General features: G+C 42.3%; 26 protein-coding genes and 2 tRNA genes. 19 read left to right on the top strand and 9 right to left on the bottom strand.

Annotated features, from left to right (window positions below):
• Positions 1-246 precede the first annotated feature (246 nt).
• Positions 247-2,388, top strand: a complete 2,142-nt coding sequence (locus tag GDA45_07260; protein MBC6414658.1) for a DUF1156 domain-containing protein — start codon at positions 247-249, stop codon at positions 2,386-2,388.
• An 11-nt stretch (positions 2,389-2,399) separates the two neighbouring features.
• Positions 2,400-2,822, top strand: a complete 423-nt coding sequence (locus tag GDA45_07255; GenBank protein ID MBC6414657.1) for a sel1 repeat family protein — start codon at positions 2,400-2,402, stop codon at positions 2,820-2,822.
• Between the two features lie 99 nt (positions 2,823-2,921).
• Here the strand turns inward: GDA45_07255 and ispG are convergent, their stop codons facing one another.
• Positions 2,922-4,172, bottom strand: a complete 1,251-nt coding sequence (gene ispG, locus GDA45_07250) for a flavodoxin-dependent (E)-4-hydroxy-3-methylbut-2-enyl-diphosphate synthase (GenBank protein ID MBC6414656.1) — start codon at positions 4,170-4,172, stop codon at positions 2,922-2,924.
• A gap of 56 nt (positions 4,173-4,228) precedes the next feature.
• On the opposite strand from ispG, the gene GDA45_07245 reads away from it, so the two are divergent.
• Positions 4,229-4,636: a YjbQ family protein gene (locus tag GDA45_07245; GenBank protein MBC6414655.1), complete on the top strand. Its 408-nt coding sequence runs from the start codon at positions 4,229-4,231 to the stop codon at positions 4,634-4,636.
• Between the two features lie 10 nt (positions 4,637-4,646).
• Here the strand turns inward: GDA45_07245 and GDA45_07240 are convergent.
• From GDA45_07240 to GDA45_07230, 3 genes are all read right to left on the bottom strand, one after another.
• Positions 4,647-4,735, bottom strand: a tRNA-Leu gene (locus GDA45_07240).
• Positions 4,736-4,753: 18 nt separating this feature from the next.
• A tRNA-Cys gene (locus tag GDA45_07235) sits at positions 4,754-4,824 on the bottom strand.
• Between the two features lie 355 nt (positions 4,825-5,179).
• The gene (locus GDA45_07230) at positions 5,180-5,692 is read right to left on the bottom strand and encodes an HAD-IIIA family hydrolase (GenBank protein MBC6414654.1); all 513 of its coding nucleotides are present in this window, start codon (positions 5,690-5,692) and stop codon (positions 5,180-5,182) included.
• A 106-nt stretch (positions 5,693-5,798) separates the two neighbouring features.
• Here GDA45_07230 and raiA point away from each other — a divergent pair, with 106 nt between their 5' ends.
• From raiA to GDA45_07175, 11 genes are all read left to right on the top strand, one after another.
• Positions 5,799-6,128, top strand: coding sequence for a ribosome-associated translation inhibitor RaiA (gene raiA / locus GDA45_07225; protein ID MBC6414653.1), 330 nt, complete (start codon positions 5,799-5,801; stop codon positions 6,126-6,128).
• A gap of 2 nt (positions 6,129-6,130) precedes the next feature.
• Positions 6,131-6,577: a PTS sugar transporter subunit IIA gene (locus GDA45_07220; protein MBC6414652.1), complete on the top strand. Its 447-nt coding sequence runs from the start codon at positions 6,131-6,133 to the stop codon at positions 6,575-6,577.
• Positions 6,574-7,518 (top strand): HPr(Ser) kinase/phosphatase, encoded by a 945-nt coding sequence (gene hprK, locus GDA45_07215; GenBank protein MBC6414651.1) that lies wholly within the window; start codon positions 6,574-6,576, stop codon positions 7,516-7,518. The genes GDA45_07220 and hprK overlap by 4 nt, the downstream gene beginning before the upstream one ends.
• The gene (gene rapZ, locus GDA45_07210; protein MBC6414650.1) at positions 7,515-8,375 is read left to right on the top strand and encodes an RNase adapter RapZ; all 861 of its coding nucleotides are present in this window, start codon (positions 7,515-7,517) and stop codon (positions 8,373-8,375) included. Before hprK ends, rapZ begins: the two co-directional genes overlap by 4 nt.
• Before the next feature lie 33 nt (positions 8,376-8,408).
• Positions 8,409-8,798, top strand: a complete 390-nt coding sequence (locus GDA45_07205; protein MBC6414649.1) for a PTS fructose transporter subunit IIA — start codon at positions 8,409-8,411, stop codon at positions 8,796-8,798.
• Positions 8,792-9,061, top strand: a complete 270-nt coding sequence (locus GDA45_07200) for an HPr family phosphocarrier protein (protein MBC6414648.1) — start codon at positions 8,792-8,794, stop codon at positions 9,059-9,061. Before GDA45_07205 ends, GDA45_07200 begins: the two co-directional genes overlap by 7 nt.
• Positions 9,062-9,072: 11 nt before the next feature.
• Positions 9,073-10,818, top strand: a complete 1,746-nt coding sequence (gene ptsP / locus GDA45_07195; protein ID MBC6414647.1) for a phosphoenolpyruvate--protein phosphotransferase — start codon at positions 9,073-9,075, stop codon at positions 10,816-10,818.
• Positions 10,819-10,822: 4 nt separating this feature from the next.
• Complete coding sequence (gene mgtE, locus GDA45_07190) at positions 10,823-12,157, top strand: magnesium transporter (protein ID MBC6414646.1); 1,335 nt, start codon at positions 10,823-10,825, stop codon at positions 12,155-12,157.
• 207 nt (positions 12,158-12,364) lie between these two features.
• A complete protein-coding gene (locus tag GDA45_07185) occupies positions 12,365-13,102 on the top strand; it encodes an SCO family protein (GenBank protein MBC6414645.1) in 738 nt (245 codons plus the stop codon).
• On the top strand, positions 13,103-14,383 hold the full coding sequence (locus GDA45_07180) for a hypothetical protein (GenBank protein ID MBC6414644.1): 1,281 nt from the start codon (positions 13,103-13,105) through the stop codon (positions 14,381-14,383).
• A gap of 27 nt (positions 14,384-14,410) precedes the next feature.
• Complete coding sequence (locus tag GDA45_07175; protein MBC6414643.1) at positions 14,411-14,686, top strand: hypothetical protein; 276 nt, start codon at positions 14,411-14,413, stop codon at positions 14,684-14,686.
• Positions 14,687-14,712: 26 nt separating this feature from the next.
• Here the strand turns inward: GDA45_07175 and GDA45_07170 are convergent, their stop codons facing one another.
• Positions 14,713-14,985, bottom strand: a complete 273-nt coding sequence (locus GDA45_07170; protein MBC6414642.1) for a DUF4242 domain-containing protein — start codon at positions 14,983-14,985, stop codon at positions 14,713-14,715.
• A 73-nt stretch (positions 14,986-15,058) separates the two neighbouring features.
• On the opposite strand from GDA45_07170, the gene GDA45_07165 reads away from it, so the two are divergent.
• On the top strand, positions 15,059-15,754 hold the full coding sequence (locus tag GDA45_07165) for an ion transporter (protein ID MBC6414641.1): 696 nt from the start codon (positions 15,059-15,061) through the stop codon (positions 15,752-15,754).
• 80 nt (positions 15,755-15,834) lie between these two features.
• Here GDA45_07165 and GDA45_07160 read toward each other — a convergent pair whose 3' ends face one another.
• Genes GDA45_07160 through GDA45_07145 form a run of 4 tightly spaced genes read right to left on the bottom strand, consistent with a single transcriptional unit; the run spans position 15,835 to position 20,455 of the window.
• Positions 15,835-16,650, bottom strand: a complete 816-nt coding sequence (locus GDA45_07160; GenBank protein MBC6414640.1) for a formylmethanofuran dehydrogenase subunit C — start codon at positions 16,648-16,650, stop codon at positions 15,835-15,837.
• Positions 16,647-17,546 carry a formylmethanofuran--tetrahydromethanopterin N-formyltransferase gene (gene fhcD, locus GDA45_07155; GenBank protein MBC6414639.1) on the bottom strand — a complete coding sequence of 300 codons (900 nt, stop codon included), beginning with the start codon at positions 17,544-17,546 and terminating at the stop codon, positions 16,647-16,649. The genes GDA45_07160 and fhcD overlap by 4 nt, the downstream gene beginning before the upstream one ends.
• 5 nt (positions 17,547-17,551) lie before the next feature.
• Entirely contained in the window at positions 17,552-19,177 is a 1,626-nt protein-coding gene (locus GDA45_07150; protein ID MBC6414638.1) for a formylmethanofuran dehydrogenase subunit A, read from the bottom strand.
• Positions 19,178-19,180: 3 nt separating this feature from the next.
• Entirely contained in the window at positions 19,181-20,455 is a 1,275-nt protein-coding gene (locus GDA45_07145) for a hypothetical protein (GenBank protein MBC6414637.1), read from the bottom strand.
• 414 nt (positions 20,456-20,869) lie between these two features.
• Here GDA45_07145 and GDA45_07140 point away from each other — a divergent pair, with 414 nt between their 5' ends.
• From GDA45_07140 to GDA45_07125, 4 genes are all read left to right on the top strand, one after another.
• Positions 20,870-21,670 (top strand): glycosyltransferase family 25 protein, encoded by an 801-nt coding sequence (locus tag GDA45_07140; GenBank protein MBC6414636.1) that lies wholly within the window; start codon positions 20,870-20,872, stop codon positions 21,668-21,670.
• Between the two features lie 80 nt (positions 21,671-21,750).
• Positions 21,751-22,554 carry a glycosyltransferase family 25 protein gene (locus GDA45_07135; protein ID MBC6414635.1) on the top strand — a complete coding sequence of 268 codons (804 nt, stop codon included), beginning with the start codon at positions 21,751-21,753 and terminating at the stop codon, positions 22,552-22,554.
• Between the two features lie 58 nt (positions 22,555-22,612).
• Positions 22,613-23,527: a glycosyltransferase family 25 protein gene (locus tag GDA45_07130; GenBank protein ID MBC6414634.1), complete on the top strand. Its 915-nt coding sequence runs from the start codon at positions 22,613-22,615 to the stop codon at positions 23,525-23,527.
• A 58-nt stretch (positions 23,528-23,585) separates the two neighbouring features.
• Positions 23,586-23,749, top strand: a 164-nt coding sequence (locus GDA45_07125) for a glycosyltransferase family 25 protein (GenBank protein ID MBC6414633.1), incomplete at its 3' end; no start/stop codon positions are given.

Raw genomic sequence — 23,749 nt, 5'->3', positions numbered from 1 at the left:
TGTTTTCCTCTCATATACAATACCTCCTTTTAGATATTTAATACTAGTTTATCCGGAAAACTCTCTTTCGATGTGGACCGATTTTCGGGGGAAAGGTCAAGAGAATGCTTTGCAACATAAAGGAATTTAGAATATAAAGGTGGATTGAGACTTTATGTATCCTAGGCAAATAAAATCTTGGCTTCAAAATATGTGAAAAACACTGCATATATCTATTAGAATAAGAAGGTTTGATAGAGATTGCTAATGAATAATATAAAGATTGAACCTAGCCCGCAACTAGAAGAAATAAAAGCATCTGAGAAACGCTTAATTGATGCTGGACTACTTTATCACGAAGCGTCTATAGCTGGTAATTCCGAAAGATATAGAAGAGGAGAAACATCGCATACTATCCATGTTTGGTGGGCTCGCAGACCTCATACAGCAATGAGATCTTTAATATATGCCACAGTTTGTAAAAATATTTCTAAGCAGACTTTAGAAATCATGAATACTCTATCTATGTCATATAGAGATGAAATGATTATTAAAAAAGCTAGAAGTTCTATAGTTAAAGGCTATTCTTATATTCCGAAAGTGCTAGATATGTTTGGAGGAGGAGGGACTATTCCCTATGAGGCTCTTAACTTGGGACTAGACAGTTACTCTATTGACTCAAACGAACTTTCTGTATTTATTCAAAGAGCAAATTTTCAATATTTACATGATGCTGATATTGATAATCTGGCTGATATCTTAGCGCAATCAGGTAAAAGAATCTTAAAAGATCTCAAAGATTTAACAGATCCGATATTTCCTAAAAGAATAAGAGAAGACGGGAAAGTGACAACTAATTATTTATGGACTTATTCTTATCCTTGTGGCAAGTGTGGAGCATATTTTTCTTTAACAAAGAGATACTGGATTTCAAAAAAGAAAGATAAGAATTTATTTTTAAAGATTAATGAAACAAACAAAGGTATTAGGTTTAGTATAGAAAAAGGTAAATTAATTCCTACACAGAAGAATTGGGTAGGTCGATTGAATATAATCCGATGCCCTCATTGTGGATATATAAACTCTGATATTACTATAAAAAAAGCGAGAGATATAATAGCTGTGGAAGTGGTAAAAAATAAAAGTGGGAAGGAGTTTTATATTGCAGATCAGTTAAGTGAGGAATTAATTGAAAAGATAAAAATTCTTGAGCAATATTTATTAAAGGAATTAAACACAAGTCTCCCGAAGTCAATATTACCTAAATGGTCAGGTATTGTTAATCCTGCTCTCTATGGGATTGATACCCATGCCGATATTTTTAATATGCGGCAGAGAGTTTCTTGCTTAGCACTATTAAAAGCATTAAAAGATGAATATATATCTCTTTCCAAGCAGAGAGGAGAACTAGTTGCCAAATATACAATATCTATTTTATCGGGACTTGTTGATCAAATGGTCGATTGGAATTGTAGGCTGTCCACCTGGATATCTCAAAATGAACAAGTAGGAAGAGCTTTTTGTGGTCCTGGGGTTTCTATGTGTTGGGATTTTAGTGAAACTGATCCAGTTGCTAACGGACCGTCTAATTTGAATGCTAAATTGCAAAGGATAATTCAAGGGGCTATATCTATAAAAAAACTTCCCCATAAAGGACATGTAGAACTCGCAGCGGCGCAGAACCTTCCCTTTGAAGATGAAATATTCGATGCCATCGTAACTGATCCTCCATACTACGATAATATTTTTTATACGATACTGGCAGATAATTTTTATGCGTGGAAAAGAATTCTGCTTAAAGATATTGAACCAGATTTATTTAGGAATGGAAATACTAGCTTTGAACGAGAACTTGTGGCGTCAACTAGAAGAAATGGTGACAGCAACAAAGCACATACCAACTATTGTAAAAATCTTAATGACGCTATTAATGAAGCGGCTAGAGTCCTTAAAAAAGATGGCACTATGTCTTTTATTTACTCTCATAACTCCTTACTGGGATGGGAAGCATTAATAAAGACATTTAGACATTCTCCTTTGATTTTTACAAGTATCCAACCACTTTCTATTGAGAGAAAGCAGAGACCTCGGTCTATAAGGTCTGAAGCTGTGAATACTTGTGTAGTGTTTGTTTCTAAAAAGCTGCCTATGGTGAGAAGGCCGACTACTTTAACTAGTATAATGTATTCTTTTCGCAAGATAATTAGGAGTGGTTTTATTACATCGCTAAAAAGTGTAGGATGGTGTGATGAAGATATTGCTACAGGTCTTATGGCGTATGGAGTGGCTTTAATCTCAAATGTTCTCTATGTAGAGGAGATAGATGATATGTCAGTTCTTTTGAGAATTGAGTATGAAATTCACAAAGAGTTTCCAATGTTCAAGCTAGCTAAAAGAAAATCTTTGTAGGTTAAGTTGCGATGAATGATGACGATATTACGCTAGCCAGTGGTATAGCTGCATTTGAAGCCAAGCATTTTGCACGAGCGCTGAGTATACTTGGCCCTATGACGGAGAAAGGCAATGTTGAGGCGATGTATCGCTGCGCGATTATTTATCAGAACGGGCTTGGTGTGCACGCCAATGCCGATGCTGCTCTGCGGATGATGTCTGCGGCTGCCGAACAAGGTCACGCACTAGCCCAGCACGGTTTGGGTTTTATGTATATGCAAGGTGAGTGTGTTGAGCAAAATGGCGAGAAAGCGGTTGAATGGTTTAGCAAAGCTGCCGAACAAGGATTGGCAGGGTCGCAGACAACACTAGCGATGATCTATGAAGAGGGTAGTTTAGTACCTTGTAATCCGGAGAAGGCGCGCTATTGGTACAAAAAAGCAGGGTTTTAAGTGACTTTGGCATACCAGAGCTACAAGTCCAGAGCTACAAGTATTGATGCAGTGATTTTGATCTGTAGTGCTAATTCCTAAAGCTAGATTGTCTGGCGGTCAGTCGGCGGTGCCTGGGTTAACATTATACTCCTTAACATACTTCTCTATCAGTGCCTTAAAGTCGGCTACTAAGCGATCGCCAGAAAGGGTTAATTGATGTTTGCCGTCAATATAAACTGGAGCTACCGGACGCTCACCGCTACCCGGCAAGCTAATGCCTATGTCGGCGTGTTTGCTTTCTCCAGGACCGTTCACGACACAGCCCATGACCGCAACGGTCATAGTTTCGACGCCAGGATATTGTGTTTTCCAATCAGGCATTCTCTGTCTTATATAGCTTTGTATTTCAGCTGCCAGCTTTTGAAAATAATCGCTACTCGTGCGACCGCAGCCAGGACAGGCGATAACCGTTGGGATGAACGAGCGTATTTTGAGAGCTTGTAATATATTTTGTGCGATACGAACTTCCTCGCTACGAGAGGCATCAGGATCCGGTGTCAGAGAAACTCGTATGGTATCGCCGATGCCTTGTTGCAATAATATAGCTAACGCAGCACTGGAATAGACTGTTGCGCGTTGTCCCATACCAGCTTCAGTTAAACCCAGATGCAGTGGGTAATCGCATTTTGCGGCAAGCATTCGGTATACACAGACTAGACCTTGCACATCGCTGAGCTTCGCCGACAAGATAATAGCATTATGCGGCAGACCAAGGCTTTCCGCTTGTTCAGCACTTTGTAATGCCGACTCAATGATCGTTCGGTAAGTTATCTCGGTTAACGGTAAAGGTTTTGCTAGTTTCGCATTTTCATCCAGTTTATTTTTTAATAAATCTTGATCCAAACTACCCCAGTTTACACCTATGCGTAGTGGTTTCTGATATTGACAAGCATACTCTACTAGCTGGGTAAATTGCGTGTCGTGTTTAGAACCTCGTCCTACATTACCCGGGTTGATGCGCAGTTTGTCTAGGTGCGCAATATGTTGTGGATATTTTTTTACCAATCTGTGGCCGTTGTAATGGAAATCTCCTATGAGTGGTATATTGATATTCATAGATGCTAGCTTCTCTGCAATCGCAGGAATTGCGCGAGCCGCAGCTTCGTTGTTGACGGTAATGCGTACCAACTCAGAGCCTGCTTCGGCAAGTTCTATGATTTGCGCGACTGTGGTTTGAACATCAGCGGTATCCGTACTGGTCATTGATTGTACTGCGATAGGCGCAGTGCCGCCGATGATAACATTGCCGACCTTAACCGCAACTGATCGCCGTCTATGTATCGCCGGAAGTTTTATAGTTTGTGTCATTTTGGGAAAGTTTATATAGAATATAGCCAATATTATACAACGAGGGCTTCGACAAAATGGCATTTTTAGGGACTATCAACTGTGATACTGATGGCAAGGGCTTATATGAATTAAGCAGTCAAGTGCAGAATTTATTGCCAGCCGATGCCGAAGGCTTATGCCATTTATTTATTCGGCATACCAGTGCCTCATTGGTTATCACTGAGAATGCCGATCCTACCGTCCATTCCGATTTGGAAAATTTCATGAGCCACTTAGCACCCGACGGTGATCCGCGTTATCAACATACCGCTGAAGGGCCTGATGATATGTCAGCCCATATACGCTCAGTATTGACTAAAAGTGAATTAAATATACCAGTAAAAGCCGGGCATTTACTGCTAGGTGTCTGGCAAGGTATTTATCTGTGGGAACATCGCAGCCACGCCAAGCGGCGCTCAGTGGTCTGCACACTACTTGCTTGACTGCAACCGTTGGTGCCCGGGGCCGGAGTCGAACCGGCACGAGCATTTTTGCTCGAGGGATTTTAAGTCCCTTGCGTCTACCAATTTCGCCACCCGGGCGGTTATCAATCTTAACAAAGGCTAGTGCCGGAATCGAACCGGCGTAAACGGCTTTGCAGGCCGCTGCATGACCATTCTGCCAACTAGCCGAGAGTCTGCCAAATCGCATATTCTACTATGACTAGCGATATAATAATAACAGCCATATGGGACTGGGACTAGAAAGTTTTAGTCCACTAGCTAGTTGCTAGTGCCGCAAGATAGCAAAAATAGTCAAGCCATTAGCATCAACACGCACAAGATCCCTAGCTTCATAGGTAGGTTTCATCGTTTGCATTGAGCGTGTTGCCCTATCCTAAGCTATGTGCCTAAGCTATGTGCCTAAGCTATATGGTTTCGTTCGTTGATAATGTCCAGTCTGCCGGTTTTAGGATCGCTTTCGAGGGTGCGAGTTGACATCTCATTGGACGGCACCAAGCCTCCAGTTTGATAGGATATGTGTGGTTATTTAGTTTGCAGGTCTAGTCCTTGTGCTTTGAAAATAACATCGCAGACTTCACGCGCCGCACCACAACCGCCACCTGCTGATGTAACCCAATTGGCTTGTTGCTTTACAGTTTCGTGTGCATCAGTAGGTGCCACTGCTAGACCGACTCGCTTCATTGCCGGCAAATCTATCAGATCGTCACCTACATAGGCAACCTGTTGCAGATTTATATCTAGTAGCAAGGCTAAAGCTTCTAGAGCGTTAGCTTTATCAAAGCAGCCCTGGAATACATGCTTTACACCCAGGTCTTCCATTCTATTTGCAACGATGACTGATTTTCGGGCACTGATAACTGCAACTTCTATATTGTGTTTTAACAATAAACGTATACCAGTACCGTCTTTTACATTAAAACATCTAGTTTCGCTACCATCGCTGCTCAGTATTAATTTGCCGTCGGTTAGCACGCCATCAACATCAAATACGACGAGTTTTATTTGCGAGGCGCTAGCTAAAATTTCTTTATTCATAGTGCAGGGAATGGCCTAGTGATAAAATAAGACATGGTCGAATAAAATGTATTATAGAACAATATACAAACGATGTAACAACCTCTAATCAGTTTAGGAGAAATCTATGGAGACTCAGATATCCGGACAAGGTTTTGAAGTGACAAAACCTATAGAACAACACATACACCAAAAGTTAAAGAAGATACAAAAGCACTTTAATCGTGTAGAAACCTTACACATAGTATTAAAAATAGAAAAAAACTCACACTTGGCAGAAGCCACCGTGCATAGTAGCCATCACAATTTTTTTGTTCACGCAAAATCCGATGATATGTATATCACCGTGGATATGCTTATTGCTAAGTTGGATAGGCAGATAATTAAGCATAAGGAAAAGCTCAAAGACCATCACTCTCAAGAGGTAGTCCATCATACTCTCAAAACTAAAAGATAGTAATGAACTTTAGCGATTATTTGGTTCTTGACCGCATCAAGTGGGTTGATTCGGCGACTAAAAAGAAATCGCTGGTTATGCTGTCTGAGATGGCATGCCGCTCTACACCCTTGGACCCTCATACCGTATTATCTCATTTGTTCGAGCGCGAGCAGTTGGGGAGCACGGCAATAGGTAAAGGTATTGCCATTCCGCATTGCCGCATTAAGGATTTAAGCAATCCCATCGTTGCATTGTTGCGAGTCAGGCAGGGTATAGATTACGATGCACCCGACCAATTACCGGTTAAGCTCATATTTGCGTTACTCTTGCCTGAAAACGCCAATCAGCAACATCTTGATTTGTTGGCTAGTCTGGCAAGACATTTTAGTGATTCGGCTAGGGTGCAGGAGTTATTGTCGGCAAAAGATGAAGCCAGCTTATTACATAAACTTAAGGGCGTAGTATGAGTGCCGATATACCTACAGTTGGTGAACTGTTCGAGCATTTATCCGAACAGCTACAGCTGCAATGGGTTGCCGGGCGAGGTGCGGCGAGCAAGAGTTTTATCAAACCTACAGACGATCAACCGATAGATATAGTAAGTTATTTCAACCCTATACACTCAAGCCAAGTACATCTACTGGATGATGCTGAAATGATTTATTTGCAATCGCTAAAAGGTAGTGTATTGGAAAATGCATTGCACCAATTGTTTAGCGATACTTGTTTGGCCGTGCTAATCAACAACGGCCAACAGGCCATGCCAGAGATGCATGCCTTGGCCGATAGACGTAATATCGCGTTGTTTATTTCTGCAATAGGGGGTGAATCTTTAGTTGATGATTTGCGCTATTATCTGTCGCGTTCGCTCGCCGAAAGACTTATTATGCACGGTGTGTTTATGGAGGTCATCAGCATAGGTTTGTTGCTCACCGGCGATAGCGGGGTAGGGAAGAGCGAGTTAGCCTTAGAACTCATTACTCGTGGGCATCGTTTGATAGCTGACGACACGCCGATATTTACCCGTATCGCTCCCGATATAATACAAGGCACCGCACCGTCAATGATCCGCGATTTCTTAGAAGTACGCGGCTTGGGCATTTTGAATATTCGCCAAATGTACGGCAACAGTGCAGTTAAGGAGACTAAGTATTTGCGTCAAATTATTGATCTTAAATTTGCCAGCAAAGATTTAAGTGTCAATAAAGATCGTTTGACCAGCGCACAACAAACGAAGAAAGTACTAGGCTTGGATATTCCGGTATTTACTTTACCAGTAGCACCAGGGCGCAACTTGGCAGTATTGGTCGAGGCTGCTGCTAGAAACCATATCCTGCGTATTGGTGGTTATTACGCTGAACAAGAAATTGCTGCTCGCCAAAAAAATATTATGGAGAACAAACAGTGAGATTCGTTATTGTTAGTGGTTTATCGGGTGCCGGAAAATCGGTGGTATTGCACACACTAGAGGATCATCACTTTTGTTGCATAGACAATATGCCCTTGGAGTTTCTAGTCGAACTGACTGAACGGTTGTTATCCGATAAAATAAAACTCGGTGACCAAATTGCGGTGAGCATAGATACCCGTAATTTAATTAATCAATCAACCGATATTAGATTGATATTGACTCGTCTAAAAAATGCCGGATTTGATACTAAGCTTATCTTTTTAAGAGCTTCTGAGGAGGTCATAGAGCATCGCTATAATGAAACCAGACGCCCGCATCCTATGTCCGTCTATAAAAATGAACCACTAGCAGATTGTATAAAAAGCGAGATACAATTGCTGGATGAGATAGCTTCGTGTGCCGATTTTCATATCGACACGACTGAGATGAGCCAGTACGAACTACGCAATACGATTGCTGAACATATAGGTTTACGCAAAGTGCCGGTATCTATATTGTTGAAATCTTTCGGTTATAAAAAAGGTGTGCCGACTAACGCCGATTATGTTTTTGATGTGCGTTGCTTAACAAACCCGTATTGGATATCTCGGTTAAGAGAAAAACCAGGCACTGACGCAGAAATCTACGACTTTTTAGAACAATCACCCAAGAGCATTAATTTGTTTAATGATATTTTAGAGTTTTTACAAAAATGGTTACCTTATTATGGAGCCGACATACGTTCCTATTTCACTATAGCCATAGGCTGCACCGGCGGACGGCATCGTTCAGTATATATGGTCGAAAAGCTGTATCAAAGATTAAGCAAGGAGATGCCGAAATACGATATTAATAAACAACATCGTGATATGTAGGGAATGCTAAATTTTTGATTGGAGCAAATAAACATGAATACTTCTATCTTGTTGGTTACTCATGAAGGTGTCGGTGATAGTTTGTTGAAGACTGCTAAAAAGTTGTTGGGATCACCGCTCTCTGCCTGTATAGATAGCTACTGCGTAGCATACGATTGTATCCCTGAGAAGGAAGCTATAAAACTGAAACAATGCTGTGATGCACTGGATAAAGGTGCCGGTGTGTTGTTGTTAAATGACCTATACGGTGCAACACCGGCTAATATTGCGATGCAAATCAAGGGTGAAGCGCAGAGATGGCTGGTAAGTGGGCTTAATTTAGCGATGCTACTGAAGGTATTGAATTATAGTTATTTAGATGGTGATGCACTGGCACGCAAAGCATCCGAAGGTGGACGCAATAGTGTACTAAAACTATGGTGAAATTAGAGGTGACTATTGTTAATAACTTGGGTCTGCACGCACGCGCTGCAGCTAAGTTTGTTTCGCTTGCATCAAGTTTTGAAAGCGATATTAAAGTGAGTAAGGATGACCAGACGGTCAACGGCAAGAGTATTATGGGCGTTATTATGCTAGCTGCTGCTAAAGGTACATTATTGATACTAACGATAGAAGGGAAAGACGAACAGGCGGCAGCACAAGGGATGTCCGAGCTGATAGCTGATCGGTTCGGAGAGGAAGATTAAGCAAGTGTGATATGGCAATTTTATTGACTGGCAACGGAGTATCTAAAGGCATTGGTATAGGACCGGTGCATCTATTCGAACGCGGTAAAGAAGAGGTTGCGCATTATAAGATAGAGGAGAAGCAAGTGCGAGCCGAAGTTGCTCGCTTTAACCGGGCGCATAAACTTGCAGTAGAACATTTGAAGAATGTTAGAAAATTAATTCCCAAAGATGCAGTAGAGGAAATTGCTGCGTTTATAGACTCGCATTTATTGATGATGGCCGATGTGCCATTTAAGCAAGCCCCGATACAGATCATCGAGGAACAATTGTACAACGCCGAGTGGGCGCTTGATATACAAAAGAATAAGCTAGTTCAGGTATTTGATGTGATGCAGGATAGTTATTTGAAGACGCGACGCAATGATATCGAACATGTCATCCAACTGATACAACAAGCTCTGGCAAAAGACAGAGTCGCTACCCATAAGCAATCAAGTACCAAGCAAAGTATACAAGTCAAAGGTGCTATTGTTGTCTCGGATGATCTGGCGCCGGCTGATACGATTATGTTCGAGCATAAGAAAATAAGCGGTTTTGTCACAGAATTCGGTGGGACCAATTCGCATACCGCAATTTTGGCGCGCAGTCTGGGTATCCCCGCAATCGTTGCTGTGCCAAATGTGCGTAATTTGTTGTCCGAAAAAGAAACAATCATTATTGATGGCAATAGCGGTACGCTGATTGCCGATGCCGATAGTAAAACGATATCCTTTTATCGGCAACGCATAAAAGACGAGAAAAAATATCAAAAAGAACTATCGGTATTAAAGAATAAACCGACTCGTAGTCGAGATGGCGTTGATATTAAGCTGATGACTAATATAGAATTGAACGATGAAGTGCGTGCTTTTAAGCACAGTGGAGCTGACGGTGTGGGTTTGTATCGCACTGAATTTCTTTATATAGATCGTTATAACGAAGTGGGTGAGGAAGAACACTTTGCCGCTTATAAAAAGATACTACGCGCCGCGGCCGATAAACCGGTTACTATACGGACATTGGATTTGGGGGCAGAAAAGGAATTTGACCCGGACTACGAAGGGCCGCTGGCAACTAACCCTGCTTTGGGTTTGCGTGCTATCCGCCGTTCGCTAAAAAATCCTGAGTTATTTCTGTGTCAATTGCGAGCAATACTGCGCGCCTCGATACACGGTGATGTGCGTATTTTAATTCCTATGTTGACCAGTTTGAATGAACTGGAACAAATTATAGAACTTTATAAATCAGCACAGCAACAATTGGTCGAGCAGAAAAAACGCTTCAATAAAAACATTAAAATAGGGGGTATGATAGAAGTTCCAGCAGCAGCACTCGCAGTTGAAGCATTTGCTCGCAAGCTGGATTTCTTATCAATAGGCACCAACGATTTAATCCAATATACACTGGCCATAGATCGTATAGATGAGGAAGTTAACTATCTGCATAACCCGCTGCATCCTGGCGTCCTCAATCTAATCTCAATCGTTTTAGCAGAAGGCAAGCGACTGAATGTGCCAGTGGCGATGTGCGGAGAGATGGCTGGAGATAGTCGCTATACGAGACTGCTACTGGCTATGGGCTTAAGAGAATTTAGCGTGCATCCGAATAACTTATTGGAAATTAAGCGGATTATTATCAATAGCGATATTGGAGTCTTGCAGCGTAAATACCAACGACTGAAAGCACACTCCGATCCTGAGCGCGTTGTCGAATTTTGCTCGGCACCAGTTAGATAATCTGATGACTGCAACTAACGAATATTTATCTCAGATATTGCGTAGCGGTAAGGTCGAGCAAGTACGCACACAACTGCATAACCTGCACGCTGGTGAGATAGCAAACCTATTGGAAAGCCTGCCTATTCCTGAGCGGCGGATAGTTTGGAAACTCACCAATGTCGAATTAGAAGGGGATATCTTACTAGAGGTAAGCGAGGAGGTGCGCAAAAATCTGATTGAACTCACCCAAGACAAAGAGTTATTACTTGCCACTGAAGGTTTAGAAATAGATGATTTGGCTGATTTGATAGATACTTTACCGGATACCGTGACCGACCAATTGCTGGCTGGCATGGATGCGCAAAACCGTCGTCGGTTGGAACATGTTTTATCGTACGACGCTGATACCGCCGGTGGCTTGATGAACCCTGATATTTTAACACTGCGAATGAACATTACCGTAGATGTTGCAGTGCGTTATATTAGAATGAAAAAATCACTTCCACAGCATACCGATAGTTTAGTTATCGTTGATCATACCAATCGTTATTTGGGTGTTATAACGATTACTGATCTGATCACCCATAGTAAAGATACACTGCTGAGCGATTTAGTAAACACCGAAATAACCGCTATTCCAGTGTCCTTACCATCAAACGAAGTAGTCGCATTATTTGAAGACCGAGATCTATTATCTATTGCGGTCGTCGACGCTAATTACCAAGTTGTCGGTCGCATCACTGTAGACGATGTTTTAGATGTACTACGCAACGAACCACTTAAAGAGCGCATTGGTTTTAGTGGTGCATCGGGTGAAGAGGATCTTTATGCGCCAGTCTTTAGTTCATCAAGAAAGCGAGCCTTGTGGCTGGGAATTAATTTATTGACCGCATTTATAGCCGCTTGGTTTATTAGCCTGTTTGAAGACACCTTAAAACAAATTATTATCCTCGCCATTTTAGTGCCAGTCGTCTGCAGTATGGGTGGTATCGCCGGCAGTCAGAGCTTAATGATCACAATACGCGGTTTGGCAACCAAACGTCTGACTATGGGTTACCCTTCAACGCTACTCAATAAAGAGGTTTTGGTTGGTTTTTTGAACGGAGGATTTTGGGCAGTAGTCGTCGCTTTTGTCACTATTTTGTGGGTTGACAGTATCAGTATAGGCATCATAATTGGTGCGGCAATTATCATAAACTTAGTGTGTGCTGCTGCAATAGGTGTATTGATTCCTATACTATTAAAAAAGCTCGGTGTCGATCCAGCGTTGGCTGGTAGTGTGATATTAACCACCATCACCGATATTGTAGGCGTGGTTGTCTTTTTAGGGTTAGCAACATTCTTTTTAATCGGCTAACGCATATCGGTTAGCATATTTGCACTGGTTTTGTAAAAGATTTTCGTTTTCACTCGTGTAGCAAATAGCGTATGCTATGGTTATTGGCAAGCTGGCGAAGTGTGATGATAGCCTGCCGTATAGAACTACTTTTTCAGCGCTCTTAAATATGTACTTTTTATTTGAATATAGTATTATAATTACCTAGTTCAATTATAGGAGTTTTATATGTTAGGACGTAGTTTTTATATCGTTATTATTGGTGCAATTTTAGTAGTCATCGTTGGTTGGCAATACGCAATGACAATCACCCCGAAAGAAGAAACCGTTGCTGAGAGAGCCGAGATTCTAGCGCCCGGTTGGGGTCAGTTAGATTTTGTTCCGCCGGCCGCCGGCACTTATGAGCTACCTAAAATCAAGAAAGCAGCAAGCGGAGAGATTTTACTAGATGATGGTGCGCCGGCTGAGCTTAGCGATTATATAGGTGATAAAGCCGTGCTACTGTCTTTCATTTATACTAGCTGCTCAGATGTTAACGGCTGCCCGTTGGCAACCTTCGTACTACACTCAATGAGTAAAGCATTAAAAGAAGTTCCCGCGCTAAGCGACGATATACGACTGGTAACATTGAGCTTCGACCCTGAGCGAGATACTCCTGAGGCAATGCGTAGCTACGGCGCCGACTTTGTCAACGACAGTGCTGTCGAATGGGTGTTTGCAACTACCGAATCAGAAAAACAGCTAACGCCTATACTAGACGAATACGGACAGTTCGTATTCAAAACCGTAGAACAAGTGGGTGATACCGAAAAAGTGAACTTCGCTCATGTGCTGAAATCATATCTGATAGATAGACAAGGTTATATACGCAATATTTATAGTGTTAGCTATTTGCATCCGAATATCATCATCAACGACTTTAAGACTATACTGAGCGAAGAGGGTTATCCACAACAAAGTGGATAAATGATTGCCGCGTCTTCTTTTTTAAATACGCAAAGCAGAGTATTTTTTGCATTATTGGCAGTGGTGTATTTCACCACTGATGCGATAGCCAATAGATTGCCGCGTTCCGGGGATGTACGCGACGGTTATGAATCAACTAATTATGTCACTCGCTCTGAGAGCTTAAAAGAACGAGCTGGAACAGCAATTGATCTATACGAAGCGGCCAACACCCCACAATTGGGTATACCACCCACTACGCACTCGTTAGACAATCCACTGAACCGTGCTGGTATAGAACTCGGTAGACGGCTATTTTTTGACCGACGTCTGTCGATTAACGATACGATGTCGTGTGCGATATGCCATGTCCCGGAGATGGGTTTTGCTCACAATGAGCTTGAGATTTCGGTGGGTGTAGAAGGGCGTAGTGCCAGGCGTAATGCACCAACGATACTCAATGTTGCTTATAAAAATATGTTGTTTCACGATGGTCGCGAGACTACCCTGGAGAATCAAGTGTGGATACCAATGCTGGCGCGCAACGAGATGGCAAATCCTTCTATAGGTTATGTTATACAGAAATTAAACAACCTCAAAGATTACGATGGTTTATTTGAAAAGGCCTTTAATCGTTCGGCATCAATGGAAACTATTGGTATGGCATTGGCGCAGTATCAACGTACATTGATCTCTGCGAATTCGCGTTTTGATAGATGGTACTACGGAGGTGAGAAAGATTTATTGACTGAACAAGAACAGCTTGGCTTTGAGATTTTTATGGGTAAAGGGATGTGTTCGACGTGTCATTTGGTGGGTGAGGAATATGCATTATTTACCGATAATCTATTGCATAACACCGGCTTTGGCTACGATATTGCGATGGCATCGGAACCGCCGACTTATCGTGTGCAGTTGGCGCCAGGGACTTTCGTTGATGTAAAGAAAGAGTTAATCGACTCAGTATCACAAGACCGAGGGATTAAGAGAAACGATTTAGGACGCTACGAGGTAACCGAAAACCCGGATGATTTGTGGAAATATCTAACACCTACATTGCGCAATATAGCACTGACCGCACCTTATATGCATAATGGTAAGCTAGCGAGCTTAGAAGAAGTCATTGAATTCTACGACCAAGGTGGTATAGCAAATATGCGATTGAGTCCGCTGATTAAAAAGTTGGCATTGCAGCCAGACGAAAAGACAGCACTGGTATCTTTCTTAAAGACATTAACCGGAGCCAATGTAGTAGAACTAGCCGGCGATGCTTTTGCCGCGCCGGTCGGCGATGTGCAGTGAGTGTCAAAATTTTTGGAGGATATTCAGGTGATTGATCAAAAAGAAATAGTTGAAGCATACTTGAAAAAGCATTTTGCCGATGCACAGATAAGTAGCGCTGAAGTACCCGCAGAGAAGGGGTGGGGCTACAAACTGTCGTCTGCCGAAGGGTTATACAATTTGTTGGTGCTTGACGAGGCCTTTACATCGTTAAATGCAGAACAAGCTACGATGCAGTTGGAAAACTTCCAAGTCGCAGATGTTATGCGCAGTATGGAAGGTTTCACCGTTACCGTTACCGATAGCGGCTGTATATTCCAATAAACGAACAGGCACCAACTACTCTGCAACTACTCTGCGGTGGTCGGGTCTATAGTCGCTTTAATCTCGGAAATTTTATTAGCTGGGAAACCACCCTCGGCAGCGTGTTTCTTGATACTCTCAGCATCGGGTGCGATATAGGTGCAATACACTTTATCATCGGTGACTTGGCTTTCAACCCATTGAATCTGAGGTCCCATATTCTTGAGGATTCCGCAAGACTTCTGCGAGATGCCTTGTAATTCGTCTGCCGATAGGTTGCCGGCCCCAGGAATTTCCCTTTCGATAATATATTTAGGCATAATTTCCTCCGTTATTGTATTTGAAATTTGACTAAAAACCTTTATTATACTTGAAATTCTGATTAAGTGTGAGATGGTCGTAATTTTTAATAAAGTTCGCGAGAGCAAAATTTTTCAATTCGTAGTCGTTGCACTCATCATTGCATCAGCTTTATTAATAGGTGCCGACACCTTTGATCTAGCAACGCAATACAAAATTATCATTGCGCTACTCAGTGAAGTAATCACTATTTTCTTTTTAATAGAGCTTATTATTCGCTTCATTGGTGAGCCGCATAAAAATTCGTTTTTCCGCGACGGTTGGAATTTATTCGATACTATCGTAGTCGGGGTATCACTGATACCCATAGGGCCAGGTTCTGCGATATTGATTGCCCGACTACTGCGTGTATTCAGGGTGTTGCGTATTATTTCTGTGATGCCCGAGTTAAAAATATTGATTGAATGTTTACTGAAATCTTTACCGCGTATACTGTATACGAGTCTATTGTTATTCATCATTATGTATATATATGCAGCCACCGGCTCGTTGTTGTTCGAGTCTACTGATGCCGAACGATGGCAGGATATTGCGACTGCACTATTCACCCTCACTCAAGTATTGACGCTTTCTAGTTGGGAGCAAGTGTTTTTGCCGCTACAAGCAGTGCACTGGTGGGCGTGGATATACTTATACAGTTTCATTGCAATCGGTTCAATCACTATCTTAAACTTAATTATCGCAGTACTGGTGGATGTAGTGATGGAGCTTAAACAAGAGCAAAGATAGCAGCACCTTACTTCGAGTGGACGGCACGGAAGCCACTCTGCATGGACATCAGAGGCTTTTCAAGCAGTAGTTAAATCCAATTAACTATAAGGTACTAATATTTCGCCTTTACCACCAACGGCAAGATCACCAATGTATCTTTTGATTAATTTTTTACGCGGTAGGCTTTGTAAGGTTGGTGATAATAAAGTGATATGCTTGTAGAGTAGTATTAGGAAATCCATGTTGTAATTAGAAGGTTGGCTGATAAAAGTATCACCGAGGTTTTCGCTATTGCTTGGTTCGCCAAGTAGCACGGTGCCGCGGCGCATGCCGTAAGCGCAGTGGCTACCGTTTTTCTTCAGCACGACTAAATTGCCGGCTTTCATGTCAGCAGCAGCATAGTCGCCATTATTGCCACGCACTACAACAATACCACGCCGCATCAGGTTTGCTGTACGATCACCGGCATCGCTCAACACCAATACGGTGCCGCCGCTCATACCCTGTACCGCACCAATCGAAGCACCACCAGTGGCATCGCCGGCATTGCCTGCAACGATAACGGTGCCGCCAGACATAGCACAAGCCGTAAAATGGCCAACATTGCCGGTAATTTCCAACTGTCCGCCGCTCATCGTCGCTGCTGCATAATCACCCACTGATCCTTCTACTTTGATTTGGTCTTTGGAAACTTTTGCGCCTATATAATCAAACTGCTGACAATCGCCGCTTATTAATAGGCTCTTGCTTGCATCTTTTTCTATTTTGAATAAATCGCCTATCGCAATATCACCGTCGGAGCTCAGTAGTGTTTTCTTTGCCAGTTGTTTGTCGGAGATCGTAGAGCAATATTCGGGGGTCAGCAGATCGGCATTTATGCGGCAGCTAGGTGACGATTTTAGTATCAGTTTCATGTGCCGATAATCTCCCATAAGTGGAATTGGTACTGTCCTAAATCACCTCCATAATTACCTGCGGTAATCGTCGTGATACCTTCTGATAATCCCAGTTCGCATACCGCAGTGATGCCGACGCGCATCGCATCTATAACATCTTGTACATTGAGTCCGTCTATCACGATTTCCATTACCGCACCGGTATTTGAGCGTAGCTTGCTATCGACCATGCCCTTGAGGGTTGGGCAATATTGCTCGTTGGTCGAAGCACTGAGAAACTTATAACGAGAACCGACTTTGGAGCCTGATCGTACTCCGCCGCCCGGAAATGGTAAAACCAGGTTGGGTAAATCTGCAATGCTATCTATTGCAGCTTCGCAAGCTTGTAATGCTTGTGACGAGGAGCGAGCGAAGATCAAAAAGTTGCCACCACCTATAGCGGGTACCACTGCAGTGTTGTCTTCGCATACAAACTCACCATCCATCACCGGCACACGCCAATAACGTTTTTCTCCTATTACTTTGGATGATTGATAACCATCGCCGAAGTAGCGCACATAACGCCCGAGAGGGATTTTGCGCTCACCCTCCATACCGGCGAATACCGCACTGGTCGGACAAGTCAACACGCACTGAGCAACGCGTCTCGTTAGTTGATCGGATAAATCGGCTGTCGAAGTTGCAAACAGCAAAACTGCATAGCCCGGTCTGCTGTCTGGAGTACTAGATGGTTTGCAACGCCGTTCTATTCCAGCTTCTACATTGCAACCGATCACTGAAGTCGCAAAACCAACCATCGTACTCGCTGCATACTTTGCCCATTTGTAGTTAATTGCCGTGATAATAATTCGCGTTGCTCTCATTGCAAACGCTTCGGCGTAGGTGTTTTCTATTTCTACACCGTTGATGGTGATACCTTCTATCGGGTTCGACATGGGTGTTCGACAATAGGACTACCTACGCACTCGGCTATTTCGTCGCTGCTGATACAGCTGTTTTCAAAATTGACAGTACGATAATCTTGGTAGTGCTTTTTGATAAGTTTTTCAATGCTGGTGTCGTATTCAGGTTTAACTACATGGGTATAGCAAGGCGGTATATTGATGACTTTGGCATCTTTGACCATCAAAACACCATTTTTGAACACATAACGCGGATGGGCGAACATTTGTTCAATATTCGTTGAAGGAGTATAGACGACGATGTCGGCGTCGGCACCGACTGCCAAGTGTCCTTTATTGCTAAGCCCTAGGCTACGAGCAGGGGCTGCACGAGTCATAATGGCAATCTCATAGAGGGTATATTCTCTTTTAATGGTATCTAAAGTTGACATTTTTCGAGCTTCAGGATGTAACTCTTTTAGCATATCGACACGATAGCTGTAATCCATCAACAGCCTTATAAGGTGCGGATAGCTCGTAAACGGTGCACCATTAGGATGATCGGTCGTTAAAAATACTCGCCACGGATCGTTAACCAATAAGAAAATTTCTAATCCGATTGCCCATTGTAGTGCGTTGACAAAATTTTTATCACGGTATTTGAATGGTACGACACCGCAACCGGCTTCAGCTTCTATATCCATGACCGTCCATTTGTCCGGTGATGCGTGTACATGGTTTGCATACTGCATCATGCTATCTCCTGATACGGTGACCGTTTGACCAAACATAATCTGGCCAACATCAGTGGTTAAATGCTGGTTCTGATTGATAGCTTCGGCGATTTCCGCTGCTGCTGACGAGAAGTGATGATCGCCTTCGCTACCGTAGCTATGGAATTGTATATGGGTTAAGTGCATCGGGTAGCCAGCGGCAGCTTTAATCGTATCCAGTGTCGTTCGATAGTTGCCCGGCACACCCAAATTGCTAGTATGTACATGCAGTGGGTGAGGGGTGTTGAGTTCGCTTAGCGTTTTGGTTAAACATTCTATTATACGCCGCGGTGTAATGTTATAAGCAACTGATTGTTCGTCTATATCTAGTCTCCGCTGGTTAAATTTAAATGCGTTAATACCGCCGGGGTTGACTATTTTGACCGCCATGGCCTGTGTTTTATCCATCATCCAAGCCACATAGTCTTTTATTATTTTAGCATCGGCATTGGTTGCTAGTAATTCTAACAACAGGTCGGTGTTGCCGACCATAACATAGGCCCCGGTATCTACACAAGGCGTATCCGCCATTTCCAGATGTGCTTGCCGCGCATTGCACGCCAGCATCGCCGGTTCAAAGCACGCGGTATATCCCATCTCGGCGTAGCGGATACCAGTGTTGTAGGTGTCCAGTGCGCCGCTATCGCAACCGGCACCGTGTACATCGTTCATAGTGCATCGGCCAATATTGACCTTGCCACCACCTATATGGGTGTGTATATCAATTGCCCCCGGCATTACGATAGAGCCTTTGATGTCGTATTCGGTGTATTTATAATCGCTATTTGGAGCCTGGATAATTTTGCCGTCTTCTATATAAAGGTCACGAATCTTACCGTCAATTTGGTTGAGCGGATCGTAAACTTTGCCACCGGTTAATTTGATTATCATAATCTATGCACTTTTTTTATTGAGTTGCTGCTGTATGTCGCGTAGTATATCGGGCAATGCCGGTAGCGCACAGTCGCGCAACTTAGGCAAAGGCAGGATGACGACGCTGTCGGTGCGTTGGCTATATCCTCTATGGTCGACGCCTGGGATACCGACCGGCACAACCAGATCGCTCGTTGTTTGCTCGGCAATTGCCGGATGCACGAAAGCAATGGTTGGCAAATCGACAGGTGGTGGTGTTTGGGGATGTATAGAAGCAATCCATACGAGCAAATCAGCGCGTTGTTCGTTGAGTAATTTATCGCTACGGTTATGCAACGGATTGTAATACGCCTGTTCGGAATTAAACGATACATGTCCTGGATAACCACTTTGCCATAAACAGACGCTCTGCATATTGCCAGCGCCGCGATTGCCACGCAATGCCAAGCCAGTGCAATGTTTTTTAAGGTTAATTTTTTTGATAAGCCGAGAGATTAGCGTAATGCCTAGATCAGCGTGCGGGTAGTCCATATCACTGGATGACCATATGATGACTGGGTATTCGGCATATTCTATATCATCCAACAACGCGCTATAGGGTGTGTCGGCAGCTATTTTTTCATCGTATGTCGCTTTATTAAGTTTATTGTTAAATCGTTGCTGGACATGCATGCCGAACCTGCGGATAAATTCTGGAAATTGAGAATCGGGAGTGTTGATAATATCGCAGTTTCCCTGCAAAATCTCTGGTATGTTGGCAACCTGCCAGTCGCCGATTAAAACTGATTTTGTTCTAGGTTTAGAATCTCTTGTCGTCCGGTATAGCCTTTGCAGCAATCGTGGATAATCGTCAAACAGCTTAGAGCCTATAAAGATAATTAAATCTGCGCGGTTGCGTATTTCGGAGAATGTTGTCCCGACAACACCGTAGCTTTGCATAACTCTAAGATTGCGTAGCACTTTATCGCTGTCGACATGATCTAAAGTCGCATTGCATTGTCTTGCCAACGGTAATAACGCACGCATGTCTTGTATATCGGCAATCAGTCCACCGAACAAAGGATGCTTGGCGCGCTTGAGCATCGTGGTAGCCACGGCGGTAGCCTCGGATATAGTAATTTGTTTGCCTTTGTAGCGAGGCTTTGTTGTCGTAATTTCGGATGCCCGCGCATAGCTCGAGCGACAGAACTGCGGGAAGTCATCGGCAAGCGATAATCGGTTGCCATCGCACCTGATGGTTAAATCGTCGCATACTAATGCACAAAAAGGGCAAACTGCATGATCAAAGGTTTTCATTTAGTGTTATATTTTTGAGGATTATATATTTGACCTGACACAAGCTAAACTAGCTTATTGATACTTTACAAACAGCTGATGCTACAATCTACATTTCTAACTATGGGGTTCATCTAAGGTATTTCTGCCCACCGACCTTACCTAACCTGGTGGCACTCGGATTTCCCCAATCGTCTGGTATTATAATCACAAATATCTTAGGTTGTAAAGTTATTATACGATGCCACGACACTTGGGCAGGTATCTTAGATTCGGCTTATTTAGTGTTAGGTGTATGCAGTAACCCATACATGCTCGTGCGCAGTATCAGAATAAGCAGCCAACGCAAAAGTAATTAAATACCCGTTTTAAGTTAGAGAAGCAATTTTATATATTTAAGTATATAATCCCTATCATGGAATAGATAAATATGATTTGTACTCTCAAGCATACCGTGAGGCGATAGCAGACCAGCTAGACATAGATGAGCAACAGCTAGATTATTTTTTCAAAAGGTATAGTAAATCTAAATCTGCTTTAGGTGCTCTTGCTTGTAGCCTGAGTCACATTAAGGTCTATGATTTAATGATAAAAAACAATATTTCCCGAGCTTGCGTATTAGAAGATGATTGCCGGCTATTACCCACTTTCTCGCAAATATTGGCTGAGTCACAAGCATTTCTGAGCGATATCATAATGTTTGGTCATGTATCAAGTCTTATTTGGAAAATATTAACAATGTGGGATTATAAAATAGAAGGAAAGAAAAGAAGTATTTTTAACATTTATGCAAGAAGTATATATAAGCTGATGAGGTATAAAAAGTATTACCCACAACTACCCTTATATATGATATATTCTATTCTTTTAGCTACCGTCAGAGGTGCTTTTCTGCGTTTTTTGAAACTAAAACGACACCGGTTCAATCCAGCAATGATTATGACTAAAATAGGTGGTATACCTTCTTTGGATACATCTTTTCGGCATAGGTTTAGATCTAAACACAGCCTTATTGAACCTTGGCTGAACTCATGTGCCGCATCGTCTGGTATGGGATATATGCTAACGCGTTCAGCAGCGATTAAATGGAAACAAGCTATTATGTATCTGTGTATACCTTTTGATATAGTTCACGGACAGTTATATTGCCGGGGAGATTTAGATCTCCTTATAGTTTATCCTCCTTGTGTTATAGGCTTCCCTGCCTACTCGTACTATAGTCTCCACGCTAAGTAGGAGATGACCTTTCCTATTTAACCTTAACTTATGATCAAGACTTGCGAACGCCTAGAAATACTGGAATAGATAAATATGATTTGTACTCTCAAGCATACCGTGAGGCGATAGCAGACCAGCTAGACATAGATGAGCAACAGCTAGATTATTTTTTCAAAAGATATCATTCTAAAGCTGATTTAGGTGTTGTTGCTTGTGGCTTGAGTCACATTAAGGTCTATGATTTAATGATAAAAAACAACATTTCCCGGGCTTGCGTATTAGAAGATGATGGCCGGCTATTACCGACTTTCCCGCAAATATTGGTCGAGTCCCAAGTATTTCTGCGCGACATCATAATGTTTGGCCATGTATCATATTTTATTTACAAGATATTAGTAATGAAGGATCTTAAAAGAAGAAGAGGGGTAAGGAAAAGAAGTATATTTAGCATTTATGCAAGCAGTCTATATAAGCTGATAAGGTGTAAAAAGTATTATCCTCAACTACCTGTATATATGGTATATTCCATTTTTTTGGCTATCGTCAGAGATACTTTCACAAGTTTTTTGGAACCAAAACGATGCCGGTTCAATACAGAAATGGGTATGGTTAAAATAGGTGGTATACCTTCTTTGGATAAATCTCCAAGGTATAGGTTTAGTTCTAACCACAGTCTTATTGAGCCTTGGCCGAGCGAAGATAACGCATCGTCTGGGATGGGATATATGCTAACGCGTTCGGCAGCGATTAAATGGAAACAGGCTATTATGAATCAGTGTAGACCTTTTGATACAGTTCACGGACAGTTATATTGCCGGGGAGATTTAGATCTCCTTATTGTTTGTCCTCCTTGTATTATCGCACTACCCACCTACTCATACTGTAGTGTTCGCGCTAAGTAGGAGATGACCTTTCCTCATTTACCCTTAACTTGTGACTAAAACTTACTAACGCGTAGAAATGCCTTATCCACCTATCTATGTTATTAGCCTAAAACGGACACCAGAGAGACGGCTTTCCATATCAAGACAACTTGATGCTTTTAACTTGCAGTATCAATTCATAGATGGAATAGATAAATATGATTTGCATTCTCAAGCATATCGTGAGGCGATAGCAGACCAGCTAGACATAGATAAGCAACAGCTAGATTATTTTTTCAAAACGCGTCATAAATCTGATTTAGGTGCTGTTGCTTGTAGCCTGAGTCACATTAAAGTCTATGATTTAATGATAAAAAATAACATTTCCCGAGCTTGCGTATTAGAAGATGATGGCCGGCTATTACCCACTTTCCCAAAAATATTGGCTGAGTCCCAAGTATTTCTACGCGATATCATAATGTTTGGTCACGCATCATATTTTATTTGGGAGATATTAGCAATGACGTGTCTTAAAAGAAGAAGAGGAGCAAAGAAAAGAAGTATATTTAGCATTTATGAAAGCAGCATATATCAGCTGATAAGGTATAAAAAGTATTACCCGCAGCTACCTTTATATATGGTATATTCCATTTTTGGGGCTATCATCAAAAATACTATCACGAGTTTTTTGAACCCAAAACGATGCCCGCTGAATGTAACAGTGAGTATGGTTAAAATAGGTGGTATACCTTCTTTAGACAAATCTCCTCGGTATAGGTTTAGTTCTAAACACACTCTTATTGAGCCTTGGCTGAACCCAAATGCCGCATCGTCTGGTATGGGTTATATGCTAACGCGTTCGGCAGCGATTAAATGGAAACAGGCTATTATGAATCAGTGTAAACAATTTGATGTAGTTCATTGCACGGGAGATTTAGATCTCCTTATTGTTCGTCCTCCTTGTATTATCGCACTACCCGCCTACACACATTATAGTGCCCACGATAAGTAGGAGATTATTTTTCCTCATTTACCCTTAACTTTTGACCAAAACTTGCAAACGCCTAGGAATGCCTTATCCACCTATCTATGTTATTAGTCTAAAACGGACACCAGAGAGACAGCTTTCCATGAAAAGACAACTTGATGCTTTTAACTTGCAGTATCAATTCATAGATGGAATAGATAAATATGATTTGCATTCTCAAGCATATCGTGAGGCGATAGCAGACCA

The sequence above is a fragment of the Chromatiales bacterium genome, assembly GCA_014323925.1.
In the GTDB taxonomy this organism is placed as follows: domain Bacteria; phylum Pseudomonadota; class Gammaproteobacteria; order Poriferisulfidales; family Oxydemutatoraceae; genus SP5GCR1.
This window is presented reverse-complemented; position numbering and strand designations above follow the sequence as displayed.